This window comes from Streptomyces herbicida (assembly GCF_032656585.1).
Taxonomy (GTDB): domain Bacteria; phylum Actinomycetota; class Actinomycetes; order Streptomycetales; family Streptomycetaceae; genus Streptomyces; species Streptomyces herbicida.
This window is the reverse complement of the sequence record NZ_JAUYWJ010000015.1, coordinates 234,748-254,107: the sequence shown is the minus strand read 5'-3', so window position 1 is coordinate 254,107 and position 19,360 is coordinate 234,748. Positions and strand designations below refer to the sequence as shown.

General features: G+C 70.6%; 15 protein-coding genes and 2 pseudogenes. 5 read left to right on the top strand and 12 right to left on the bottom strand.

The annotated features are described in order from the left end of the window. The first annotated feature begins 285 nt into the window (after nucleotides 1-285). A complete protein-coding gene (locus tag Q8A52_RS30270; RefSeq protein WP_316757138.1) occupies nucleotides 286-1,947 on the top strand; it encodes a protein kinase domain-containing protein in 1,662 nt (553 codons plus the stop codon). Nucleotides 1,948-2,034: 87 nt separating this feature from the next. Here Q8A52_RS30270 and Q8A52_RS30265 read toward each other — a convergent pair whose 3' ends face one another. Beyond that, nucleotides 2,035-2,571: a bacterial proteasome activator family protein gene (locus Q8A52_RS30265; protein ID WP_316757136.1), complete on the bottom strand. Its 537-nt coding sequence runs from the start codon at nucleotides 2,569-2,571 to the stop codon at nucleotides 2,035-2,037. Nucleotides 2,572-2,734: 163 nt separating this feature from the next. Here Q8A52_RS30265 and Q8A52_RS30260 point away from each other — a divergent pair, with 163 nt between their 5' ends. Next, the gene (locus tag Q8A52_RS30260; RefSeq protein WP_316757134.1) at nucleotides 2,735-3,313 is read left to right on the top strand and encodes a hypothetical protein; all 579 of its coding nucleotides are present in this window, start codon (nucleotides 2,735-2,737) and stop codon (nucleotides 3,311-3,313) included. A gap of 124 nt (nucleotides 3,314-3,437) precedes the next feature. Here Q8A52_RS30260 and Q8A52_RS30255 read toward each other — a convergent pair whose 3' ends face one another. The 3 genes and pseudogenes from Q8A52_RS30255 to Q8A52_RS30245 form a co-directional block, all read right to left on the bottom strand. Continuing rightward, nucleotides 3,438-4,418, bottom strand: a complete 981-nt coding sequence (locus Q8A52_RS30255) for an NAD(P)H-quinone oxidoreductase (protein WP_316757132.1) — start codon at nucleotides 4,416-4,418, stop codon at nucleotides 3,438-3,440. A gap of 47 nt (nucleotides 4,419-4,465) precedes the next feature. Beyond that, a pseudogene (locus Q8A52_RS30250) lies at nucleotides 4,466-4,927 on the bottom strand (NAD-binding protein); the annotation flags it as partial. A gap of 170 nt (nucleotides 4,928-5,097) precedes the next feature. Further along, nucleotides 5,098-6,447 carry a YVTN family beta-propeller repeat protein gene (locus Q8A52_RS30245; RefSeq protein WP_316757130.1) on the bottom strand — a complete coding sequence of 450 codons (1,350 nt, stop codon included), beginning with the start codon at nucleotides 6,445-6,447 and terminating at the stop codon, nucleotides 5,098-5,100. 856 nt (nucleotides 6,448-7,303) lie between these two features. Here Q8A52_RS30245 and Q8A52_RS30240 point away from each other — a divergent pair. Then, nucleotides 7,304-7,960, top strand: a complete 657-nt coding sequence (locus Q8A52_RS30240) for a DUF6082 family protein (protein ID WP_316757128.1) — start codon at nucleotides 7,304-7,306, stop codon at nucleotides 7,958-7,960. A 505-nt stretch (nucleotides 7,961-8,465) separates the two neighbouring features. On the opposite strand, the pseudogene Q8A52_RS30235 reads toward Q8A52_RS30240, so the two are convergent. The 6 genes and pseudogenes from Q8A52_RS30235 to pdhA all read right to left on the bottom strand — a co-directional run. Further along, nucleotides 8,466-8,765: pseudogene (locus Q8A52_RS30235) on the bottom strand (Ion channel protein); the annotation flags it as partial. Further along, nucleotides 8,753-10,129 (bottom strand): molybdopterin molybdotransferase MoeA, encoded by a 1,377-nt coding sequence (locus Q8A52_RS30230; RefSeq protein ID WP_316757127.1) that lies wholly within the window; start codon nucleotides 10,127-10,129, stop codon nucleotides 8,753-8,755. The pseudogene Q8A52_RS30235 and the gene Q8A52_RS30230, both read right to left, overlap by 13 nt. After that, nucleotides 10,126-11,145, bottom strand: coding sequence for an NTP transferase domain-containing protein (locus Q8A52_RS30225; RefSeq protein WP_408649274.1), 1,020 nt, complete (start codon nucleotides 11,143-11,145; stop codon nucleotides 10,126-10,128). The genes Q8A52_RS30230 and Q8A52_RS30225 overlap by 4 nt, the downstream gene beginning before the upstream one ends. Nucleotides 11,146-11,184: 39 nt before the next feature. After that, the gene (locus Q8A52_RS30220; RefSeq protein ID WP_316757125.1) at nucleotides 11,185-12,552 is read right to left on the bottom strand and encodes a dihydrolipoamide acetyltransferase family protein; all 1,368 of its coding nucleotides are present in this window, start codon (nucleotides 12,550-12,552) and stop codon (nucleotides 11,185-11,187) included. Continuing rightward, a complete protein-coding gene (locus Q8A52_RS30215) occupies nucleotides 12,552-13,556 on the bottom strand; it encodes an alpha-ketoacid dehydrogenase subunit beta (RefSeq protein ID WP_316757123.1) in 1,005 nt (334 codons plus the stop codon). Before Q8A52_RS30215 ends, Q8A52_RS30220 begins: the two co-directional genes overlap by 1 nt. Then, nucleotides 13,553-14,689, bottom strand: coding sequence for a pyruvate dehydrogenase (acetyl-transferring) E1 component subunit alpha (pdhA, locus tag Q8A52_RS30210; RefSeq protein WP_316757121.1), 1,137 nt, complete (start codon nucleotides 14,687-14,689; stop codon nucleotides 13,553-13,555). The genes Q8A52_RS30215 and pdhA overlap by 4 nt, the downstream gene beginning before the upstream one ends. A gap of 175 nt (nucleotides 14,690-14,864) precedes the next feature. Between pdhA and Q8A52_RS30205 the strand changes: the two genes are divergently transcribed. Beyond that, nucleotides 14,865-15,365 carry an Lrp/AsnC family transcriptional regulator gene (locus Q8A52_RS30205; RefSeq protein WP_408649273.1) on the top strand — a complete coding sequence of 167 codons (501 nt, stop codon included), beginning with the start codon at nucleotides 14,865-14,867 and terminating at the stop codon, nucleotides 15,363-15,365. Between the two features lie 31 nt (nucleotides 15,366-15,396). Here Q8A52_RS30205 and Q8A52_RS30200 read toward each other — a convergent pair whose 3' ends face one another. Together Q8A52_RS30200 and Q8A52_RS30195 are read right to left on the bottom strand one after the other, a co-directional pair. Then, complete coding sequence (locus Q8A52_RS30200; protein WP_316757119.1) at nucleotides 15,397-15,987, bottom strand: TetR/AcrR family transcriptional regulator; 591 nt, start codon at nucleotides 15,985-15,987, stop codon at nucleotides 15,397-15,399. Next, entirely contained in the window at nucleotides 15,984-17,498 is a 1,515-nt protein-coding gene (locus Q8A52_RS30195) for a 3-hydroxyacyl-CoA dehydrogenase (RefSeq protein ID WP_316757117.1), read from the bottom strand. Before Q8A52_RS30195 ends, Q8A52_RS30200 begins: the two co-directional genes overlap by 4 nt. A 160-nt stretch (nucleotides 17,499-17,658) precedes the next feature. On the opposite strand from Q8A52_RS30195, the gene paaN reads away from it, so the two are divergent. Then, entirely contained in the window at nucleotides 17,659-19,353 is a 1,695-nt protein-coding gene (paaN, locus tag Q8A52_RS30190; protein WP_316757115.1) for a phenylacetic acid degradation protein PaaN, read from the top strand. The last annotated feature ends 7 nt before the right edge of the window (nucleotides 19,354-19,360 follow it).

Here is a 19,360-nt window from a genome sequence, read left to right as displayed (position 1 = left end):
CCACGCTACAGCCTCCACGCAAGCCGCCGGTCCGTGATGGGTACAGGGACCGGCCGCAGACCGGCCGGTCATCAAACCGGTAGCACGCGCTGTCGTGCAAATTCCGTGTACTGCGCGTACGGCCGCTGTAACGCTTCCGCGACGCTTCTTTCGCGTACGGTCACGGAACGGGCACCGCGCTTGACGTGTCTGTGCCCTGGGGCAGACTTGGCCGGGAATGACACATTCGATCAACGACGGCCGGTCAACGACGGCGCCTGACGGCCTAGTGGGGGACGGGGAAAGATGAGCCAGGACGGCGCACACGGCCGGTATGCGGGGCGGGCGCTCGCCGGCGGCCGCTACCAGCTGCGCGACTTGCTCGGCGAGGGCGGTATGGCCTCGGTGCACCTGGCGTACGACGCGGTGCTCGACCGGCAGGTCGCGATCAAGACACTGCACACCGAGCTCGGCCGCGAGCAGGCCTTCCGCGAGCGGTTCCGCCGCGAGGCCCAGGCCGTGGCGAAGCTCACGCACACCAATATCGTCTCCGTCTTCGACACCGGCGAGGACACGCTGTCCGACAGCGGCTCCGCCGCGGGCGACGGGATGCCCACTCCGTACATCGTCATGGAGTACATCGAGGGCCGCCCGCTGGGCTCGGTCCTCGACGAGGACGTCCGGCAGCAGGGCGCGATGCCCGTCGACAAGGCCCTGAAGATCACCGCGGACGTGCTGGCGGCCCTGGAGGTCAGCCACGAGATGGGGCTGGTCCACCGCGACATCAAGCCCGGCAACGTGATGATGACCAAGCGCGGCGTCGTCAAGGTGATGGACTTCGGCATCGCCCGCGCCATGCAGTCCGGTGTCACCTCCATGACGCAGACCGGCATGGTCGTCGGCACCCCGCAGTACCTCTCGCCCGAGCAGGCCCTCGGCCGGGGCGTGGACGCCCGCTCCGACCTCTACTCGGTCGGCATCATGCTGTTCCAGCTGGTCACCGGGCGGCTGCCGTTCGACGCGGACTCCCCGCTGGCCATCGCCTACGCGCATGTGCAGGAGGAGCCGGTGGCTCCTTCGTCGATCAACCGTGCACTGCCTCCGGCCGTGGACGCGCTGGTGGCCCGCGCGCTGAAGAAGAACCCGAACGAGCGTTTCCCGTCCGCCGAGTCCATGCACGACGAGTGCCTGCGCGTCGCCGCCTCCGTCCAGGCGACCCCGCCGAGCATCGTGCCGGGCACGCCCCCGCAGAGCGGCGCCGGCGTCGGCTCCGCGGTGTTCCCGCCGGTCGACCGGGCGACCCCGGCGCCCACCGGTCCCGTGCAGACGCCGTACCAGCCGGCCCCGGCCCCGAACCCGTACGGCACCCCGACGCCCTCCCCGGCGTACGGCTACCCGCAGCAGGGCGGCTACCAGACGCCTCCGCCGGTCGGATACGGGCAGCAGGCCGGGTCGACCCCGCCGCCGTACACCATCTCGCCCCAGACCCCGGTCCAGTCCCCCGGCGGCGCCAAGAGCAACAAGCCGGTGATCATCGGTTCGATCGCGGTGTCCCTGGTCGCGGTCATCGGCCTGATCGTGGCGCTGAGCCTGAACAAGGGCAGCGACGACGACACCACGGGCGGCGGCAGCAGCAGCGCGAGCGCGTCCTCCTCGGCGTCCCGCGCGGCGGGCTACCGCGGGCCGGACACGTCGCGGACGATCCAGACCACCGAGTGCACGGAGCCGTCGGAGTCGTACGACGACCCCAAGAAGATCCAGCTCCCCGACTTCCGCTTCAAGTACATCAAGTCGGTCAAGGCCTGCGCCCAGGCCGCTGGCTGGACCGTGAAGACCGTGCCGGTCGACGAGAACACATACGGCCAGGGCGCGGTCATCAACCAGCTCCCCGCCCCCGACTCGGACGTCGACCCGAAGAAGGTCGAGATCCAGGTCTACGTCTCCACGGGCAACCCGCCGACCGGCTGAGCCCGATGAGCGCATGAGAGAGGGCCCGGCATCCTTTGCCGGGCCCTCTTGGGTACGGGCCGGTTGCCGGGCCCTCGTGTGTACGGGCTACAGGTAAGGGCCACCCGTGCGGCCGCCCGCGCGGGGGTCGTCGCCGTCGTGGCTCGCGCCCGGCGGGAGGGCTCGGCGCATCTGCTCCAGCTGGGCCCTGGCGGCCATCTGCTGGGCGAACAGCGTCGTCTGGATCCCGTGGAAGAGGCCCTCCAGCCAGCCGACCAGCTGAGCCTGCGCGATGCGCAGCTCGGCGTCGCTCGGCGTCACGTCGTCCATGAACGGCAGCGAGAGCCGCTCCAGCTCCTCGACGAGTTCCGGGGCGAGCCCGTCCTCCAGCTCCTTCACCGAGCTGCGGTGGATCTCCTTGAGCCGGGCCCGGCTCGCCTCGTCCAGGGGAGCGGCGCGCACCTCCTCCAGCAGCTGCTTGATCATGCTGCCGATCCGCATGACCTTGGCGGGCTGCTCGACCTGATCGGTCACCGGGGTCTCGCGGGAGTCCTCGTGTCCTGTGCCACCGAGCGCCATCCCGTCCTGGCCCAAGACCAGGATCTGGGGATTCTCCGGTGACCTTTCGTTCCTCGGCATCTCCATGCCGCCATTCTCTCGCACCCGTACACCTCACCACCGTGGTGCCCCCTGTGGGGCCTGATCCACCGTTTAGACCCGTCGGCCGAATCCGGAATGCCGGGATGCTTCGCAAATGTGAGGCTTATTTCTGTCGATCTTGGCGACTGGGTTCCAGGAGGTCACCGCCGTGACTCCATGGCTGCGTTTCACGCTCCGCGCTGCGGGACTGCCGTTCGTCCTCGGTGCGGTGGCCGTCCCGTGCGGCGCCGTGCCCTCGTACGGCGCCGACGCCTCGCCCCCGGGCTCCCCCGCCCCCACCACCGCCGGGTCCGCGTCCGCCTCGGCCGCCGGCTCCGGCCCTGCCGCTGCCTCCGGCTCCGCCTCCGCTTCGGCCACGGCCTCGCCCGAGCGGTCCCGGGCCGGGAGCCGGCCCGGGGAGGGGCGCGAGCGGCCGGGGCGGCCGGAGGAGCCCGCCGCGGAGGTCGAGGGCGACGAGCCCGAGTCCCAGGAGGAGGCGGACGATCCCGACGAGGACGGCGACGCCAGCGCCCTCGCGACCCCGACCGCCGGGTCCTCCGCATCGCCCCAGGAGGCCGGGCTGGTCCCCTCCGCGCCCCCCGCGCGGCCCGCGGGACAGACCGGCGCCCACGGTGGCCAGGCCACCGCCGAGCCCGTCCTGCAGATCCTGCCGCTGGGCAGCGGCCTGGTCCTCATCGGGCTGGGACTGGGCCTGGCGTTCGTCGCACTGCGGGTACGCAGGGGATGAGGCCCGCCCGGCCGACCGGTCCGGGGCCGGGGCCGGGGCCGGGGCCGGGGCCGGGGCCGGACACGAGCCTCCACCGCGTCACCGGCGCCCTCCGATGCCCGGATCCCGTCCGGCGCACCGGGCGCTACCGCGCGATCAGCAGGACCTTGCCGACGTGGCCACTCGCCTCCACCACCCGGTGGGCCTCGGCGGCCTCGGACATCGGCAGCTCGCAGTCGACGACCGGGCGGATGTGACCGGCGGCGATCAGGGGCCACACATGCTCGCGCACGGCCGCGACGATGGCCGCCTTCTCGGCGAGCGGGCGGGCGCGCAGCGAGGTTGCGCTGATGGCGGCCCGCTTGTTGAGGAGCGCACCGATGTTGAGCTCGCCCTTGGCACCGCCCTGCAGGCCGATGATCGCGAGGCGGCCGTTGACGGCGAGGGCCCGGACATTGCGGTCCAGGTACTTGGCACCCATGTTGTCGAGGATGACGTCGGCGCCCGCACCGTCCGTGGCCCGCTCCATCTCGGCGACGAAGTCCTGTTCCCGGTAGTTGATCAGGACGTCGGCCCCCAGCTCGGCGCAGCGCTCGAGCTTCTCCTTGGTACCGGCCGTGACCGCGACCCTAGCCCCGACCGCCTTGGCGAGCTGGATCGCCATCGTGCCGATACCGCTGGAGCCGCCGTGCACGAGCAGCGTCTCACCGGGGCGGAGATGGGCGATCATGAAAACGTTCGACCAGACCGTGCAGACCACCTCGGGCAGGGCGGCGGCCTGCTCGAGGTCGATGCCCTGGGGGACCGGCAGCAGCTGCCCGACCGGGACGACGACCTTCTCGGCATAGCCGCCACCCGCGAGCAGCGCGCACACCTCGTCGCCGAGGGCCCAGCCGGAGGCACCGGGGCCGAGGGCGGCGATCCTGCCGGAGCACTCCAGCCCGGGGTAGGGGGACGCGCCCGGAGGCGGGTTGTAGAAGCCCTGCCGCTGCAGGATGTCGGCCCGGTTGACGGCGCCGGCCACCACCTCGACCAGCACCTCGCCCTCGCCGGGCACCGGATCGGGGACCTCGTCCCACACCAGCGCCTCGGGCCCACCAGGTTCGGGAATCGTGATCGCATGCATGACGGCGACGCTACCTCTCACCGCGGTGACCTTCGGGGGAGGCCCGCTCAGTCTTGTGACAACGGTCGCGGGTCCGGGGTGACCTGCGCACCCGGTGTCGTCCGGACGATCGTGATCAGACGGTCCGTCAACTGGAGGATGCCGATGGCCGGATCGTCGTAGCCGAGCACCCGATGCCCGCGCACGACGCTCACCGCCAGGTCGTCCGTCTCCCGTGGGCCCCTGCCCACCTCGGCCTTGACCACCGGGCGTTCGACGAGGTCGAGGCCACTGTCCTGCTGGATCAGATCCTCCATGACCATGTCGGCGGCTGGGCTGAGCACGGACAGGCCAAGCGGCCGGCCGGCGGCGCCGGCGCTGGTGATGACGGCGTCGGCGCCCGACTGATCGGCCCGCTTCAGCTCCACGTTGCGCGTCGCGTCGCCCGCGACACCCGCACAGCCGTCGGCCGTCGCCGCGTCGGTCACCTTGCCGCTGGGGTCGATGACGACGACCTGGTCCTTCCGCAGCGCTTGGTCCCGACGCTCGCGCCAGGAAGGCCTCGCGCTCTACGAAGTGCCGTTCGGAGTCCTGTTGCCAGGCCGGTTGCCATGTCGAGGCAACCAGGCGTACGGACCAGGTCGTCTTGGACTCCCTGTGCCTGGTCCGTGCGCCATCGGGCGAACGACCAACGGTGCTCTCAGTCCGGCAGGCCCGCCGAGGCCATGGCGGGCTGCACCATGTCGGTCACATCGTCATGGACGTCGGTCGGGTCGAGCAGTCCTGGCCAGGCGTCGGTCTTGCCATAGTGGATCTTCTTGCAGACGGTGGCGGTGGAGGGCTCGTAGGTGTCGTCGCCGGCGAACGTAGCGGTGTAGCAGGTCTTCTTTTCCTGCTTCCCCGGGACCTTGCAGGTGGCCTTGCCGTTGCTGTCGGTCGTCTCGGTGCACAGCAGGGTGGAGTCGGTGGTGAAGGTGATGGTCTTGCCTTCCAGGGGCCGGCCCTCGGCGGTCAGCCTGGCCTTCAGGGTGACACGGTTGTTGCCCCGGGCGTCCTTTCCTTTCTTCACCTTCAGGGTCAGGGTGGTCGGGGTGCGCTCGGTGGTGACGGTGCCGATCGCCACTCCAAGGGGCTGGTCACCGACGGGAACGGTGGTGGTGACCGTGTTGGTGGCGGTGTCGATCACCGACACATCGTCGGAATTGGACTGGGTGACGTAAACGCGGGAGCCGTCCGGGGTCACCGCCACTCCGCTGGAGCCGTCGCCGACGGGGATGGTGGTGGTGACGGTGTTGGTGGCGGTGTCGATGACGGACACATTGACGAAGGTGGTGACGTAGGCGCGGGTGCCGTCCGGGGTGATCGCCACGCTGGTGGGGAAGAAGCCGACGGTGATGGTGGTGGTGACGGTGTTGGTGGCGGTGTCGATGACGGACACGGTTCCCCCGGCGTTGGCGACGTAGGCGCGGGTGCCGTCTGGGGTGACTGCCACGCCATTGGGGTTGTCGCCGACGGGGATGGTGGTGGTGACGGTGTTGGTGGCGGTGTCGATCACCGAGACGGTGTCATCGAGGGTGTTGGTGACGTAGGCGAAGGCGCCGTTCGGGGTGAGCGCCACAGCGGTCGGGTTGTCGCCGACGGGGATGGTGGTGGTGACGGTGTTGGTGGCGGTGTCGATCACCGACACGTTGTCCGAGCCGGCGTTGGCGACATAGGCGCGGGTGCCGTTCGGGGTGACCGCCACGCCGTCGGGACCGTCGCCGACGGGGATGGTGGTGGTGACGGTGTTGGTGGCGGTGTTGATCACCGACACGTTGTCCGAGCCGGCGTTGGTGACGTAGGCGCGGGTGCCGTTCGGGGTGATCGCTACGTTCTGGGGGTTGTCGCCGACGGGGATGGTGGTGGTGACGGTGTTGGTGGCGGTGTCGATCACCGACACGTTGTCCGAGCCGGCGTTGGCGACATAGGCGAAGGTTCCGGTCTGCGCGGCGGCGGGCGTGGCCATGGCCAGCGGGACGGCCAGGCCGGCCAGTACCGCCAGCCCTGCCACCCAGGCCCGCACCGCCACCCACCACGGACCCCCGCCCCCGGGGCTTCGCCCCGTACCCTCCTGTTCCGGCTCCCCCGATACCGCGATACCCGACATCAAGACCTCCTGCAGTGCACGGCACCGAAGTGTGTTCCAGTGCTCGAGATGAAGGCGGCGATCGATGCCCTGTCGTGAACGTCCGGAATCGCCGCGGCGCTGATCGCCGCAGCCGACGCTAAGTGCCATGATCAGCCCAAGTCCGCACCAAAACTATGAAAAGCGTCCATACGGGCGAGCCGATTACTGCATGCGGTCGCCGTCGTTGCCCACCCGCGTGCGGACAGCTTCGCCCGGACCGACTCATGCGGTCGAAGGCAGCCACGCATCACACGCGGCGTACCGGAGCACATATCCAGCCTGTGCGCCACACACGATCCCCGAATCGGGAGGTCAGGCCTTTTCGGGCGAAGGCATAATCATGCACACCGGGCAATCACCAATCGCACCGTGCCTGACTAGTATCTCGACAGTAAGGGGCCAGGGTTACTCGGCTTTCCAGTGGGATGGAAGTGAGCCGGCAGACCTGCCGAAAAGATTTAACACATTGGGTCACGCATCGACTCTTGTCGATTCTGTGACAGTTGAAGCCAGGGAATGCCGACTTCCGCAAGGCACGAGGAGGATAGGAGCAAATAATCTATCGCTCAAAAACTTCGTGCTCGACACCGAGGTGCTCCTGTGCGCCCCCTGTGCACCCGTCCAAGCATCGTGTAGCGAAGCCTCATCACGGCAATAACTAGGTCTGGGCAAATGTCCCGACGGATCAGGGGGCTGAGGCTACATGTCGAACGGCAGGTCTGTCAGGGAATCTGGCACGATGGCTGGAATCGCGATACTTGCCTGTCTGGCATCCATCGTCCTCACCCTTGCCCTGGTGCGCATACCAGGACTGCAGTCCGCACAAAGCGGTAACGCAGGTCAAGCCTTTGGAGCAGCCCCTGGGGCCACTTCGATCGTTGTCCTGGTCTATGTGGCGCGAAGCTTTAATCGGCAACGCGAGGAAACAAAGTTGCAACGAGAGTTTCTTGTGTCCCAACAATCAGAGTTAATGGCACAGAAGCAGGCTGAGCTCATGGCCCTGCGGGAGGATGCACGCATCAGCAACGAATGCGCCCTAAAGGTGGCAGAAGCAGCAATCCGAGGGCAACATCACTCACTGATAACTGCAGCCATTGAAGATCCCCTGCTCGCTGACGTCTGGCCCAGCTACGGACCAGACGTTTCGAATGAGACTCGCAAGCAATTTCTATATGCAAATCAAATAGTCTCGTTCGAATGCATGGCGTACACATTGGGTGTATTCAACTGCACCGAGGCGGAAGAGATGATGTATCACCTGTTCGAGAGCGCCCTGCTTAGATCGTTCTGGGAACAGACCCGCACAGGGCGCAGCCAAGCTACCCCCCATGGCGGCAAGATGCAGAAGTTCTACGAGATAGCAGAGCTCGCATTTCAGCGCCGGGTGACCGAATAGTTGGAGCCCGAGAGAATCAGGCCACCGAGTCAAATCACTCCTGCCTTGGACGATTCCATCCGGCACTGACCGCGAGGGCCCTGGGGAGAACCACGAGATGCTCCCCCGGCCCTACTCTTGGCCCATGAGGAAGTTGCTCATACAACTCTTCCGGCGCTTGCGTGCCAATTACGGCAAGGTCTCCGTTTGGCAACTCGTAGATTGCCGGACAGTTGATCTCGGTGCCACAAGCACTGGATGCCAGCAAGGAAATTTTAGCCACGCGCGAACGCTACCATCATTCAATTAACGATTCACCTCGCGAATCACGGTCAAATTTGCGCGAAGAACGAACAAAGTCATCGCACGTTCAATCAGTAGGGCGCACGTTTAGGCGCTGCCCACGCAAAGCGGCTTCAGGTGAATCAGGTAAGACCTTTTACCTTTATATGCATGCAGACCGCAGGCTCTTTGGCATCCATCGAAGAGGCGCCACGCTTGTGGCACATCCGGCAAACCGTTGACTCCAGCGATTCAGGCGCCATTCCTCACGGCTGCGCTCGGTGAGCACCTCCAGCGTGGTGCCGACCAGAATGATCAGGAGCAGCACACGCAGGGGCGTGATGACGAAGATGTTGGTGAGCCGGGCGCCGTCGCTGACCGGGTGATGTCGCCGCATCCGGTGGTGGAGAGTCGCCGGCCGTTTGGCGACCTGGCGGATCGGGCGCTCCACCACTTTCTTCGGGAGTTTCACCTGATGGGTCACCAGATGTTCGTCCGCCTGGCGGGCCACGGCGTCATGGCCCGGAAGTTTCACGTGAAACACACCCCGATTCCGGCGCTCGCCCAGGGCAGGTCGAGGAGTTCCGTCTCCTGCCCCTGCCCGGCGCCACCGGGTGGTACGACCGCGAGCGCGTCGGCGGCGGCGATGCCGCGCAGCATCGCCGGGCCGTTGTAGTGCACCGGCGTGGCACCGTCGCCGCGCAGCACCACGGGGATGAGCCGGGTGTCGTACGGATGCCCGTGCACTGTCTCCCGCAGCGGCAGCGTGTAGGGCTCGGGGGCCGGGTGGGCGGCGAGGGTCCGCAGCAGGGGTTCGGCGAGGGTGAGCAGGCCGGAGACGGCCGCGAGGGGGTTTCCGGGCAGTCCGACGAGGTGCTGGTTCTCCTTGGTGCGAGCCAGCAGCATGGGGTGGCCGGGGCGCACCTTGACGCCGTCGACGAGCAGTTCGGCGCCGATGCGCCGCAGGGTGGGATGGACGTGGTCGACGGGGCCGGACGCGGTGCCGCCGGTGGTGACGACGAGGTTGGCGTCGGACGAGGTGACGGCCTTGTGCAGAGCCTCGGCGTCGTCGCCGATCCGGCGTACCGAGGTGACGTCGGCCCCGAGCGCGCGCAGCCAGGACGGCAGCATCGGGCCGAGCGCGTCACGGATGAGCCCCTCGCGCGGGAGCCCTTCGGTGAGCAACTCGTCGCCGAGGACGAGCACTTCGACACGGGGGCGGGGGATCGCGGGGACGATGTCGTATCCGGCGGCCGCGGCGAGACCCAGTACGGCGGGCGTGACGAGGGTGCCGACCGGCAGCAGCTGGTCGCCGCTGCGGCACTCCTGGCCGCGGGGGCGGATGTCCTGGCCGTGGCCGACCTCCCGGGTGGGGTGCAGGCGGCCCTTGGCGTCGATGCGGCCGTGCTCGCTGCGCAGGACGGCCGTGGTGTCGGGCGGGACACGGGCGCCGGTCGCGATCCGAACCGCCTCCCCGTCCGTCAGCGGCTCCGGCTGTGCGTGCCCGGCCAGGACGCCCTTCTCCCGTACGGCCCAGGGGCCGGGTCCGGCGACCGCCCAGCCGTCCATCGCGGACGTGTCGAAGGAGGGGAGGTCGGTGAGCGCGTCGAGCGGGGCGGCCAGGACCAGGCCGAGGGCGTCGCCGAGCGGCACGGAGACCGGGGCACGGCGGACGCCTGAGCGGGCGGCGCGGGCAGCGATCTCGCGGGCCCTGGGCCAGGGGGTGGCCTTGTGGTGACCGTGGTCCGAGGCGCGCCCGGCGTCGGAGGCGGGTCCGGGCACATGGCCGCCCGGGGCGGGACCGCGGCCTTCCTTGGGTTCCCTCACGAGGGCGAGCGCCTCCTCGACGTCGAGGTCGTCGGTGTCCTCGGTGTGTGCGCCGACCCGGTTGCCGCCGGCGGCGGTCATCCGGCGGCCGGGCCCGGATCGGGCTGCGGGGAGGCGTTCTCTTCCTCCCAGCGCAGCGCCAGTGCCGTCGCCTTGCGGGCGGCCTCTGCGACCGCCTCGGGGCCTCCCTTGCCCTGCGCGGCCGCGTAGCCGACCAGGAAGGTGGTCAGCGGTGCGGCGGGTCGGGCCACACCGTGGGCGGCGTCGCGCGCGAGGTCGAGCAGGACGCCGGTGTCGACGTCCAGGTCGATGCCCAGCTCGTCCTTGACTGCGGAGATCCATTCATCCAACACGTGCCCATGCTCCCTGATGCGTGCCCTGGCGGTGGCGATGTCGTCCCAGGTGTCGCAGTCGAAGGACGCGAGCGGGTCAGGGACGCGGGTGAGGTCGAGCGCGCCGGTCAGCCGGCGCAGGGGCAGCCCGGCGAGGCCGCCGTGCCCGTCCGCGAGCGCCGCGAGCTCACGGCGCAGGGCGGCCGTACGGTACGCGGCGACGAGCGGCTGGTCGCGGCCGTCCGCGTCGGTGAGCAGTGCCCCCTCGGCGCCGGTGGTGCGCAGAGCCGTCACCAGACGGCGCACCGTGGCCTCATCAAGGAAGGGCAGGTCGGCGGAGAACACCACGGTGAGCTCGGCGCTGACCGGGGTGTGCTGCGGGGCGTCCTCCGTCGGGACTTCCTCCCTCGAGGCGTCCTCCGTCGTGGTCCGCCGGAGCCCGGCGTCGAGCGCGGCGACCGGTCCGCCGCCGGGCGGCTCCTCGCGGGCCCACCGCACCGGCCGGGCGGTCGGCCGCGGTTCGGCCACGACGACGGTCGCGCGCGCTCCGGCGCAGGCCGCGAGCACCCGGTCGAGCAGCGGGCGCCCGCCGACCCGCACGGCGGGCTTGTCCACCCCGCCGAGGCGCCGGGCGGCACCACCGGCGAGCACGACGGCGTCGTAGGGCACATCGGCGTACGACGCGGCGTCGTGCACATCGGCGTACGCGGGCTCGCCGTCGTACGGCACATCGGGGCCGGGGGCGGCGGGCTCGGAGGCGGTCACCCTCCGAGTATGCGTGCCGCCCTGATCACAGGGAACCGGTCACAGGGTGCGCAGGAGCACCGCCGGCTGTTCCACGCAGTCCGCCACGTACCTCAGGAAGCCGCCCGCCGTGCCGCCGTCGCACACCCGGTGGTCGAAGGTGAGCGAGAGCTGGACGACCTGCCGCACCGCGAGCTCGCCCTCGTGCACCCAGGGCTTGGAGACGATGCGGCCGACGCCGAGCATGGCCGCCTCGGGGTGGTTGATGATCGGCGTGGAGCCGTCGACGCCGAACACCCCGTAGTTGTTCAACGTGAAGGTGCCGCCGGTGAGTTCCCCTGGCGTCAGCGTCCCGGACCGCGCGGCCTCGGTCAGCCGCGCGAACTCGGCGGTCAGCCCCTCCGCGTCCCGCGCATGCGCGTTCCGTACGACGGGCACGACGAGCCCGCGCTCGGTCTGCGCGGCGAACCCGATGTGCACCTGGTCCAGCCGGACGATCTCGCGGGCCTCCAGGTCCACCGTGGAGTTGAGCTCGGGGAACCGGGCGAGGGCAGCGGTGCAGATCCGGGCGAGGAGCGCGAGGAGGGAGATCTTCGGCCCTCCCGCCGCGTTCATGGCCGCCCGCGCGCGCATGAGCTCCGTGGCGTCCGCGTCCACCCAGCAGGTGGCGTCCGGGATCTCCCGGCGGCTGCGCGAGAGCTTGTCGGCGACCGCTCCGCGGATGCCCTTGAGGGGGATGCGGGTGCCTGCGGCACCGGGCGCCGAGCAGGTCACGGGGACGCCGGCCGAGCCGGCCGCCGGGGCCTGCGCGGGCTGAGCCGCGGGGACGGCGTGCGCTGTCCTGGCCTTGAGCGCGCCCTCGACGTCCGCCCGCAGGATCAGCCCCTCGGGACCGGAGCCCACGAGCTGGCGCAGGTCGAGGTCGTTCTCACGAGCGAGCCGACGGACGAGCGGGGAGATCACGGGAACGGGGCCGTCGTCGTACGCCGTGCCCGCGTGCCCGACGGTCGTACCACTCGATGCGGTCGGGTCGAGCGCTGCGCCCGGGGCGCCGCTCGCACCGGTGCGCATGACGGGCGGGACCGCTGTCGGACGGACCCTGCGGCGCCGCGCCGGCGCCTCCGACGTGCCGTATCCGACCAGCACATTGCCCGAACCCCCGGACTCACCGGCGGGGGCTGCCGGTCCGACGGCCACCGTCAGCAGCGGTGCGCCCACGGGAAGTTCCGTGCCCTCCTCGCCGAAGCGGGCGGTGACCACGCCGCCGTACGGGCAGGGGACCTCGACCATCGCCTTGGCCGTCTCGACCTCGACGACCGGCTGGTCGATGGCGACGACGTCACCGACCTGCACGAGCCAGCGGACGATCTCCGCCTCGGTGAGCCCCTCCCCGAGGTCGGGGAGCTTGAACTCCAGCACCTGTGCCATCAGCCCTCGGCCTCCCACTGCAGACGCGCCACGGCATCCAGGATCCGGTCGACGCCGGGCAGGTGGTGCCGCTCCAGCATCGGAGGCGGGTAGGGGATGTCGAATCCGGCCACGCGCAGTACCGGCGCCTCCAGGTGGTGGAAGCAGCGCTCCGTGACCCGGGCCGCGATCTCGCCGCCGGGTCCGCCGAATCCACCCGACTCGTGCACGACGACCGCGCGTCCGGTACGGCGCACCGACGCGCAGACCGTCTCGTCGTCGAACGGCACCAGGGAGCGCAGGTCGACGACTTCCAGGTCCCAGCCCTCCGCCTGGGCCGCCTCGGCGGCTTCGAGGCAGACGGGGACGGACGGGCCGTAGGTGAGCAGCGTGGCACTCCGGCCCGCGCGCCGCACCACGGCGCGGCCGATCGGTTCGACGGCCGTCGGGTGCTCCGCGTTCCAGCTGTCCTTCGACCAGTAGAGCCGCTTGGGTTCCAGGAAGACGACCGGGTCGTCGCAGGCGATGGCGGCGCGCAGCAGCCCGTAGGCGTCGGCGACGGTCGCGGGCGTGACGACATGGAGCCCTGGGGTGGCCATGTAGTACGCCTCGGAGGAGTCGCTGTGGTGCTCGACGCCGCCGATGCCGCCGCCGTAGGGGACGCGGATGGTGATCGGCAGCGGCATGGTGCCGCGTGTGCGGTTGCGCATGCGGGCGACATGGCTGACGAGTTGCTCGAACGCGGGGTAGGCGAAGGCGTCGAACTGCATCTCCACGACCGGGCGCAGTCCGTACATGGCCATGCCGACGGCCGTGCCGAGAATGCCCGCCTCGGCGAGCGGGGTGTCCGTGCAGCGGTCCTCGCCGAACTCCTTGGCGAGCCCGTCGGTGACCCGGAAGACACCCCCGAGCGTGCCGACGTCCTCGCCCATGACGTGCACGGTGGGGTCGGCGGCCATCGCGTCGCGCATCGCGCGCGTGAGGGCCTGCGCCATCGTGGCGGGCTTGACGGCGACGGTGGTCATCGGTGACCGCCTTCCTGCTCGGCCTCGAGCTCGGCCTCCAACAGAGCGCGCTGCTCCCGCAGTTGCGGAGTGGGCTCGGCGTACACGTGGTCGAACAGATCCATGGGGTCGAGCTGCGGGTCCCGGTTCATGCGCTCGCGCAGGTCGGCGGCCATCGCCTCGGCGTCCTCGCGCGCGGCCCGCATGCCGTCCTCGTCGAGCAACCCGCGGGCGGTCAGCTCCCGCTCCAGCAGCTGGATCGGGTCGTGCTCGCGCCAGGCCTCGACCTCGGCGTCACCGCGGTAGCGGGTCGCGTCGTCGGCGTTGGTGTGAGCGTCGATGCGGTACGTCACCGCCTCGACGAGGGTCGGGCCGCCGCCCGCGCGTGCGTGCCGTACAGCGTCGCTGAGCACCTCGTGCACGGCCACGGCGTCGTTGCCGTCGACCAGGCGGCCGGGCATGCCGTACCCGACGGCCTTGTGGGCCAGGGAGGGGGCGGCGGTCTGCTTGGCCAGCGGGACGGAGATCGCGAAGCCGTTGTTCTGGACCAGGAAGACGACCGGCGCCTGCCAGACGGCGGCGAAGTTCAGCGCCTCGTGGAAGTCGCCCTCGCTGGTGCCGCCGTCGCCGACCAGGGCGAGCGCGACCACGTCGTCGCCCTTGAGGCGGGCGGCATGGGCGAGGCCCACGGCGTGCGGGAGCTGGGTGGCGAGGGGGGTGCACAGGGGGGCGACGCGGTGCGTGTGCGGGTCGTAGCCCGTGTGCCAGTCGCCGCGCAGCAGGGTGAGCGCCTCGACGGGGTCTACTCCGCGGGCGACGGCCGCGAGCGTGTCGCGGTAGCTCGGGAAGAGCCAGTCCTGCTCCCAGAGTGCCAGCGCGGCGGCGACCTCACAGGCCTCCTGGCCGGTGCTGGAGGGGTAGACGGCGAGGCGGCCCTGCTTGGTGAGGGCAGTGGCCTGCGCGTTGTACCGGCGGCCGCGCACCAGCTGGGCGTACAGCCGGCGCAGCAGCTCCGGGTCGGCCTTCGCCGCCGCCTCGGTGCCGAGGACGCGGTACGGCTCGGCGTCGGGCAGCAGCGGGGCGGGGTCCATACGGGGCTGCCAGGCGGGCGGCGGCGAAGGCCGGTACGCGCCCCGCTGCTCCATGACCGTCATGACGGCACCTCCTCGTGGGAGTGGCTACGGGAGGCGCGTCGCCTGTGACTCGCCTCACCTACCGATTGTTCGGTCGCCGGCACATTTTGGCTACAGGCACCTCCAGGCTGTGGACAAACGGTTCTCCACAACCTGGAATGAACGCAGTACGTCCACGACGGGAAGGCGGGGGGACATGGCACCTGAACAAATGGCCGAGGGCCCGGAAGCCGGCATCGTCCTGCCGCCCCCGCGCCCGCTGGACGCCATTGATCGGGACATCCTGCAGATCCTCCAGGCGGACGGCCGTGCGTCGATACGCTCCGTCGCCGAGCGCGTCCACGTCTCCCGCGCCAATGCCTACGCCCGCATCAACCGCCTCGTCGAGGACGGCGTCATCCGTGGTTTCCGCGCCCGCGTCGACCATGAGCGCGCGGGGCAGGGCACGTCGGCGTACATCACGCTGAAGATCGTGCAGAACACCTGGCGCACGGTGCGCGAGCAGCTCAGACAGCTGCCCGGCGCCTCCCACATCGCGCTGGTGGGCGGTGACTTCGACGTGCTGCTCCTGGTGCACACGCCGGACAACAGGGCGCTGCGCGAGCTGGTGCTGACCCGGCTCCAGGCGATCCCGGAGGTGCTCAGCACACGGACCCTGCTGGTGTTCGAGGAGGAGGACCTGGAGCCCGAGGGCTGACCTGCCGGAGGGCGGACGCCGGACGGCCGGCTCATCCCGCCCGGCGCAGGCCTCCGAAGGCCAGCTGCACCACGGCGTCGGCCACTTCCCGGTCGCTGGCGCCCCGCCCGTCCGGCCGGTACCACTCGACCACCGAGTTGATCATGCCGAACACCAGCCGGGTGGCGAGGCGCACCTCCACGTCACCGCGGACGTCCCCGTCGGCGGCCGCCGCCTTCAGCAGCTCGGCGACCCGGTGATCGAAGTCGCGCCGACGCTCCAGGGCCCACCGCTCGGTGTGGGTGTTGCCGCGCACACGCAGCAGCAGCGTCACGTAGGGCAGCTCGGCTATGAGCACCTCGACCATGCGCCTCACGACGTACTCCAGGCGGTCGGCGGGGTGCCCCACGCGCGCGTGCTCCTCGTCGAGGATCCCGAAGAGCCCGTCCAGCGCCCGGGTGACGGCGCGGCGCAGCAGTTCCTCCTTGCCGGCCACGTGGTGGTAGATCGACGACTTGGAGATGCCGGCCGCCTTGGACAGGTGCTCCATGGAGGTGCCGTCGTAGCCACGCTCGTTGAAGACCTGGACGGCGACGGAGAGCAGCGTCTCGGGAGTGTAGGTGTCGCGCTTGGCGGTGGTCATGGGGTGCCCTCCCGCTTCTCGGTGGCGTACGCGTGGCGGTAGAGCGCGAGGGACGGTGCGTAGCGTCCGGACGGGTCGCGCAGGTGCAGGTCGTCCAGGAGGTCGTAGGCGAAGTCGCGGCCGAGCCTGCGGCTCCATTCGAAGGGGCCGAGCGGGTAGTTGACGCCGAGGCGCATCGCGGTGTCGATGTCCTCCTCGGTGGCGACGCCCTTGGCGACGGCGTCGTGCGCCAGATCGATGATCCGGGCGACCGTGCGGGCGACGATCATGCCGGGGACGTCGCCGATGACGCTGACCTTCTTGCCGAGCGCCTGGAAGAGACCGATGGCCTCGGAGAGGGTCTGCGGCGCGGTGTCCTTCGAGGCGGACAGGGCGACGCGGGTGGCCTTCCGGTAGTCGAGCGCCAGGTCGAAGTAGACGACGTCGCGGAACTCGACGGAGGTCTGCCCGTCGGCGAGCGCCAGCGTGCCGCCACCGGGCAGCACCAGCCGGGTGCCGTGGTCCTCTTCCTCCTCACGGACCGGGATGCCCGCCTCGCGGATCAGGGTCAGCAGCTCGGCCGCCGGGCCCAGACCGCCCTCGGCGACGACGTAGGCGGGCGGCGCCGCCTTGTCGGCGGTGTGCGGCTCGGAGGGCTCGGCGTCGTCGGCGTAGTCGTACCAGCCGTGCCCGGACTTGCGGCCCAGCCGGCCGGACTCGACCAGGCGCCGCTGGGCCAGCGACGGCGTGAAGCGGACATCCTGGAAGAACGACTGCCACACGGAATGCGTGACCGACTCGTTGACGTCCTGCCCGATCAGGTCGGTCAGCTCGAACGCACCCATCCGGAAGCCGCCGGACTCGCGCAGCACCGCGTCGATGGTGGCCGGGTCGGCGGCCTGGGACTCGTAGACGGCGAAGGCCTCGGCGTAGAAGGGCCGGGCGATGCGGTTGACGATGAAGCCGGGGGTGTCGGCGCAGGCCACCGGTGTCTTGCCCCAGGCGCGGGCGGTCTCGTACGCACGCGTGGCCGACGTGACGTCGGTGGCGAACCCGGAGACGACCTCGACCAGCGGCAGCAGCGGGGCCGGGTTGAAGAAGTGCAGGCCCACGAAGCGGGAGGCGTTGCGCAGCGCGCCGCCGATGGCCGTCACCGACAGGGACGAGGTGTTGGTGGCGAGGAGACAGTCGTCGGAGACGATGTCCTCCAGCGCACGGAAGAGCTCCTGTTTGACGTCCAGCCGCTCCAGGGCAGCCTCCACGACCAGCGCGCAGTCCGCGAGTTCGGCAAGGCTCTCCGCGGGCAGCAGGCGCGCCCTGGCCGCGTCGCGGTCGGCGGCGGTGAGCCGGTCCTTCTCGACGAGCCGGTCGAGCCGGGCGCCGATCGCTTCGGCCGCGTCCCGGGCACGCCCGGGCAGAGCGTCGTACAGGCGCACGGGGTGGCCCGCGACCAGCGCGACCTGGGCGATGCCCTGCCCCATGGTGCCGGTGCCCACGACGGCCACGGGGCTGCTGAGGTCCAGTGCTGTCATGTGCGCGATCCTCCCGCACGGGGTTTTCCACAGATGCGGCAGGCCCCCTTGTCCCGACCGATCGTTCGGTTACTCTAACTCTGTCCGCCTGTTCCCGCCTCTGTTTCTGCACAGGTCATGAGCTCGACGAGGAGCTCTTGAGACGAGGAGTTGGTCCCGAATGGCCTCCGAACTGACCGCGCACGAGCTGATCGCCAAGCACCGGCCCACTCTCGACCAGGCGCTGGAGGCCATCCGCACGCGCGCGTACTGGTCCCCGCACCCCGAGCACCCGAAGGCGTACGGCGAGCACGGCAGTCTGGACGCGGAAGCCGGGAAGACCGCCTTCGAGGCCCTCCTGGGCAACCGCCTCGACCTGGCCGACCAGCCCGGCATCGACGACTGGGTGGGCGGCGAGGTGTCGCCGTACGGCATCGAGCTGGGCGTGAGCTACCCGCACGCCGACCTCGACACGCTGCTGCCCGCCATGAAGGCCGGACAGCGCGCATGGCGGGACGCGGGCGCGGAAGTGCGCGCCGTGGTCTGTCTGGAGATCCTCAAGCGGATCAGCGACCGCACGCACCAGATCGCGCACGCGGTCATGCACACCAGCGGCCAGGCGTTCATGATGGCGTTCCAGGCGGGCGGCCCGCACGCGCAGGACCGCGGCCTGGAGGCGGTGGCGTACGCGTACGTGGAGCAGGTCCGCACGCCCGACACCGCGGAGTGGACCAAGCCCCAGGGCAAGCGCGACCCGCTCGCGCTGACCAAGCAGTTCACACCGGTGCCGCGCGGCATCGCGCTGGTCATCGGCTGCAACACCTTCCCGACGTGGAACGGCTACCCGGGCCTGTTCGCCTCCCTCGCCACCGGCAACGCGGTCCTGGTCAAGCCGCACCCGCGCGCGGTGCTGCCGCTCGCGCTGACCGTGCGGATCGCCCGCGACGTGCTCGCCGAGGCGGGCTTCGACCCGAACCTGGTCGCGCTGGCCGCCGAGCGGCCCGGCGAGGGCATCGCCAAGGCGCTCGCGCTCCGCCCCGAGATCAGGATCATCGACTACACGGGCTCGACGGCGTTCGGCGACTGGCTGGAGGCCAACGCCCGCCAGGCGCAGGTCTACACGGAGAAGGCCGGCGTCAACACGGTCATCGTGGAGTCGACCGGCAACTACAAGGGCATGCTGTCCAACCTCGCCTTCTCGCTGTCCCTGTACAGCGGCCAGATGTGCACCACCCCGCAGAACCTGCTGATCCCCCGGGACGGCATCCGCACCGACGAGGGCCCCAAGACCTTCGACGAGGTCGTCGCCGACCTCGCCCGCGCGGTCGACGGCCTGCTGGGCGACGACGCCCGCGCCAACGCCCTGCTCGGCGCGATCGTCAACCCGGACGTGAAGGCCCGTCTGGAGGCCGCGGCAGGCCTGGGCGAGGTGGCCCTCGCCTCCCGCGAGGTCGCCAACCCGGAGTTCCCGGGAGCGGTGGTCCGGACGCCGGTCGTCGTGAAGCTGGACGGCGCCAAGCCGGACGACGAGGCCGCCTACATGAACGAGTGCTTCGGCCCCGTCTCCTTCGCCGTCGCGGTCGACACGGCGGCCGACGCGGTGGAGCTGCTGCGGCGGACCGTCCGCGAGAAGGGCGCGATGACCGTCGGCGCGTACACGACCGACGAGGACGTCGAGCGGGCGATCGAGGAGGTCTGCCTGGAGGAGTCCGCCCAGCTGTCGCTCAACCTCACCGGCGGGGTGTACGTGAACCAGACCGCCGCCTTCTCCGACTTCCACGGCTCGGGCGGCAACCCGGCGGCCAACGCGGCGCTCTGCGACGGCGCCTTCGTGGCCAACCGCTTCCGGGTCGTGGAGGTCCGCCGGGAGTCCTGAGCGGCGC

What these genes read in the sequence shown, in the direction of transcription:
- Q8A52_RS30265 (WP_316757136.1), bottom strand. Translation starts at nt 2,571, where the DNA reads ATGGAGATGCCGAGGAACGAAAGGTCACCGGAGAATCCCCAGATCCTG.
- Q8A52_RS30195 (WP_316757117.1), bottom strand. Translation starts at nt 17,498, where the DNA reads ATGACAGCACTGGACCTCAGCAGCCCCGTGGCCGTCGTGGGCACCGGC.
- Q8A52_RS30200 (WP_316757119.1), bottom strand. Translation starts at nt 15,987, where the DNA reads ATGACCACCGCCAAGCGCGACACCTACACTCCCGAGACGCTGCTCTCC.
- Q8A52_RS30230 (WP_316757127.1), bottom strand. Translation starts at nt 10,129, where the DNA reads ATGACCGCCGCCGGCGGCAACCGGGTCGGCGCACACACCGAGGACACC.
- Q8A52_RS30215 (WP_316757123.1), bottom strand. Translation starts at nt 13,556, where the DNA reads ATGACCACCGTCGCCGTCAAGCCCGCCACGATGGCGCAGGCCCTCACG.
- Q8A52_RS30205 (WP_408649273.1), top strand. Translation starts at nt 14,865, where the DNA reads ATGGCACCTGAACAAATGGCCGAGGGCCCGGAAGCCGGCATCGTCCTG.
- Q8A52_RS30270 (WP_316757138.1), top strand. Translation starts at nt 286, where the DNA reads ATGAGCCAGGACGGCGCACACGGCCGGTATGCGGGGCGGGCGCTCGCC.
- Q8A52_RS30240 (WP_316757128.1), top strand. Translation starts at nt 7,304, where the DNA reads ATGGCTGGAATCGCGATACTTGCCTGTCTGGCATCCATCGTCCTCACC.
- pdhA (WP_316757121.1), bottom strand. Translation starts at nt 14,689, where the DNA reads ATGACGGTCATGGAGCAGCGGGGCGCGTACCGGCCTTCGCCGCCGCCC.
- Q8A52_RS30220 (WP_316757125.1), bottom strand. Translation starts at nt 12,552, where the DNA reads ATGGCACAGGTGCTGGAGTTCAAGCTCCCCGACCTCGGGGAGGGGCTC.
- Q8A52_RS30255 (WP_316757132.1), bottom strand. Translation starts at nt 4,418, where the DNA reads ATGCATGCGATCACGATTCCCGAACCTGGTGGGCCCGAGGCGCTGGTG.
- paaN (WP_316757115.1), top strand. Translation starts at nt 17,659, where the DNA reads ATGGCCTCCGAACTGACCGCGCACGAGCTGATCGCCAAGCACCGGCCC.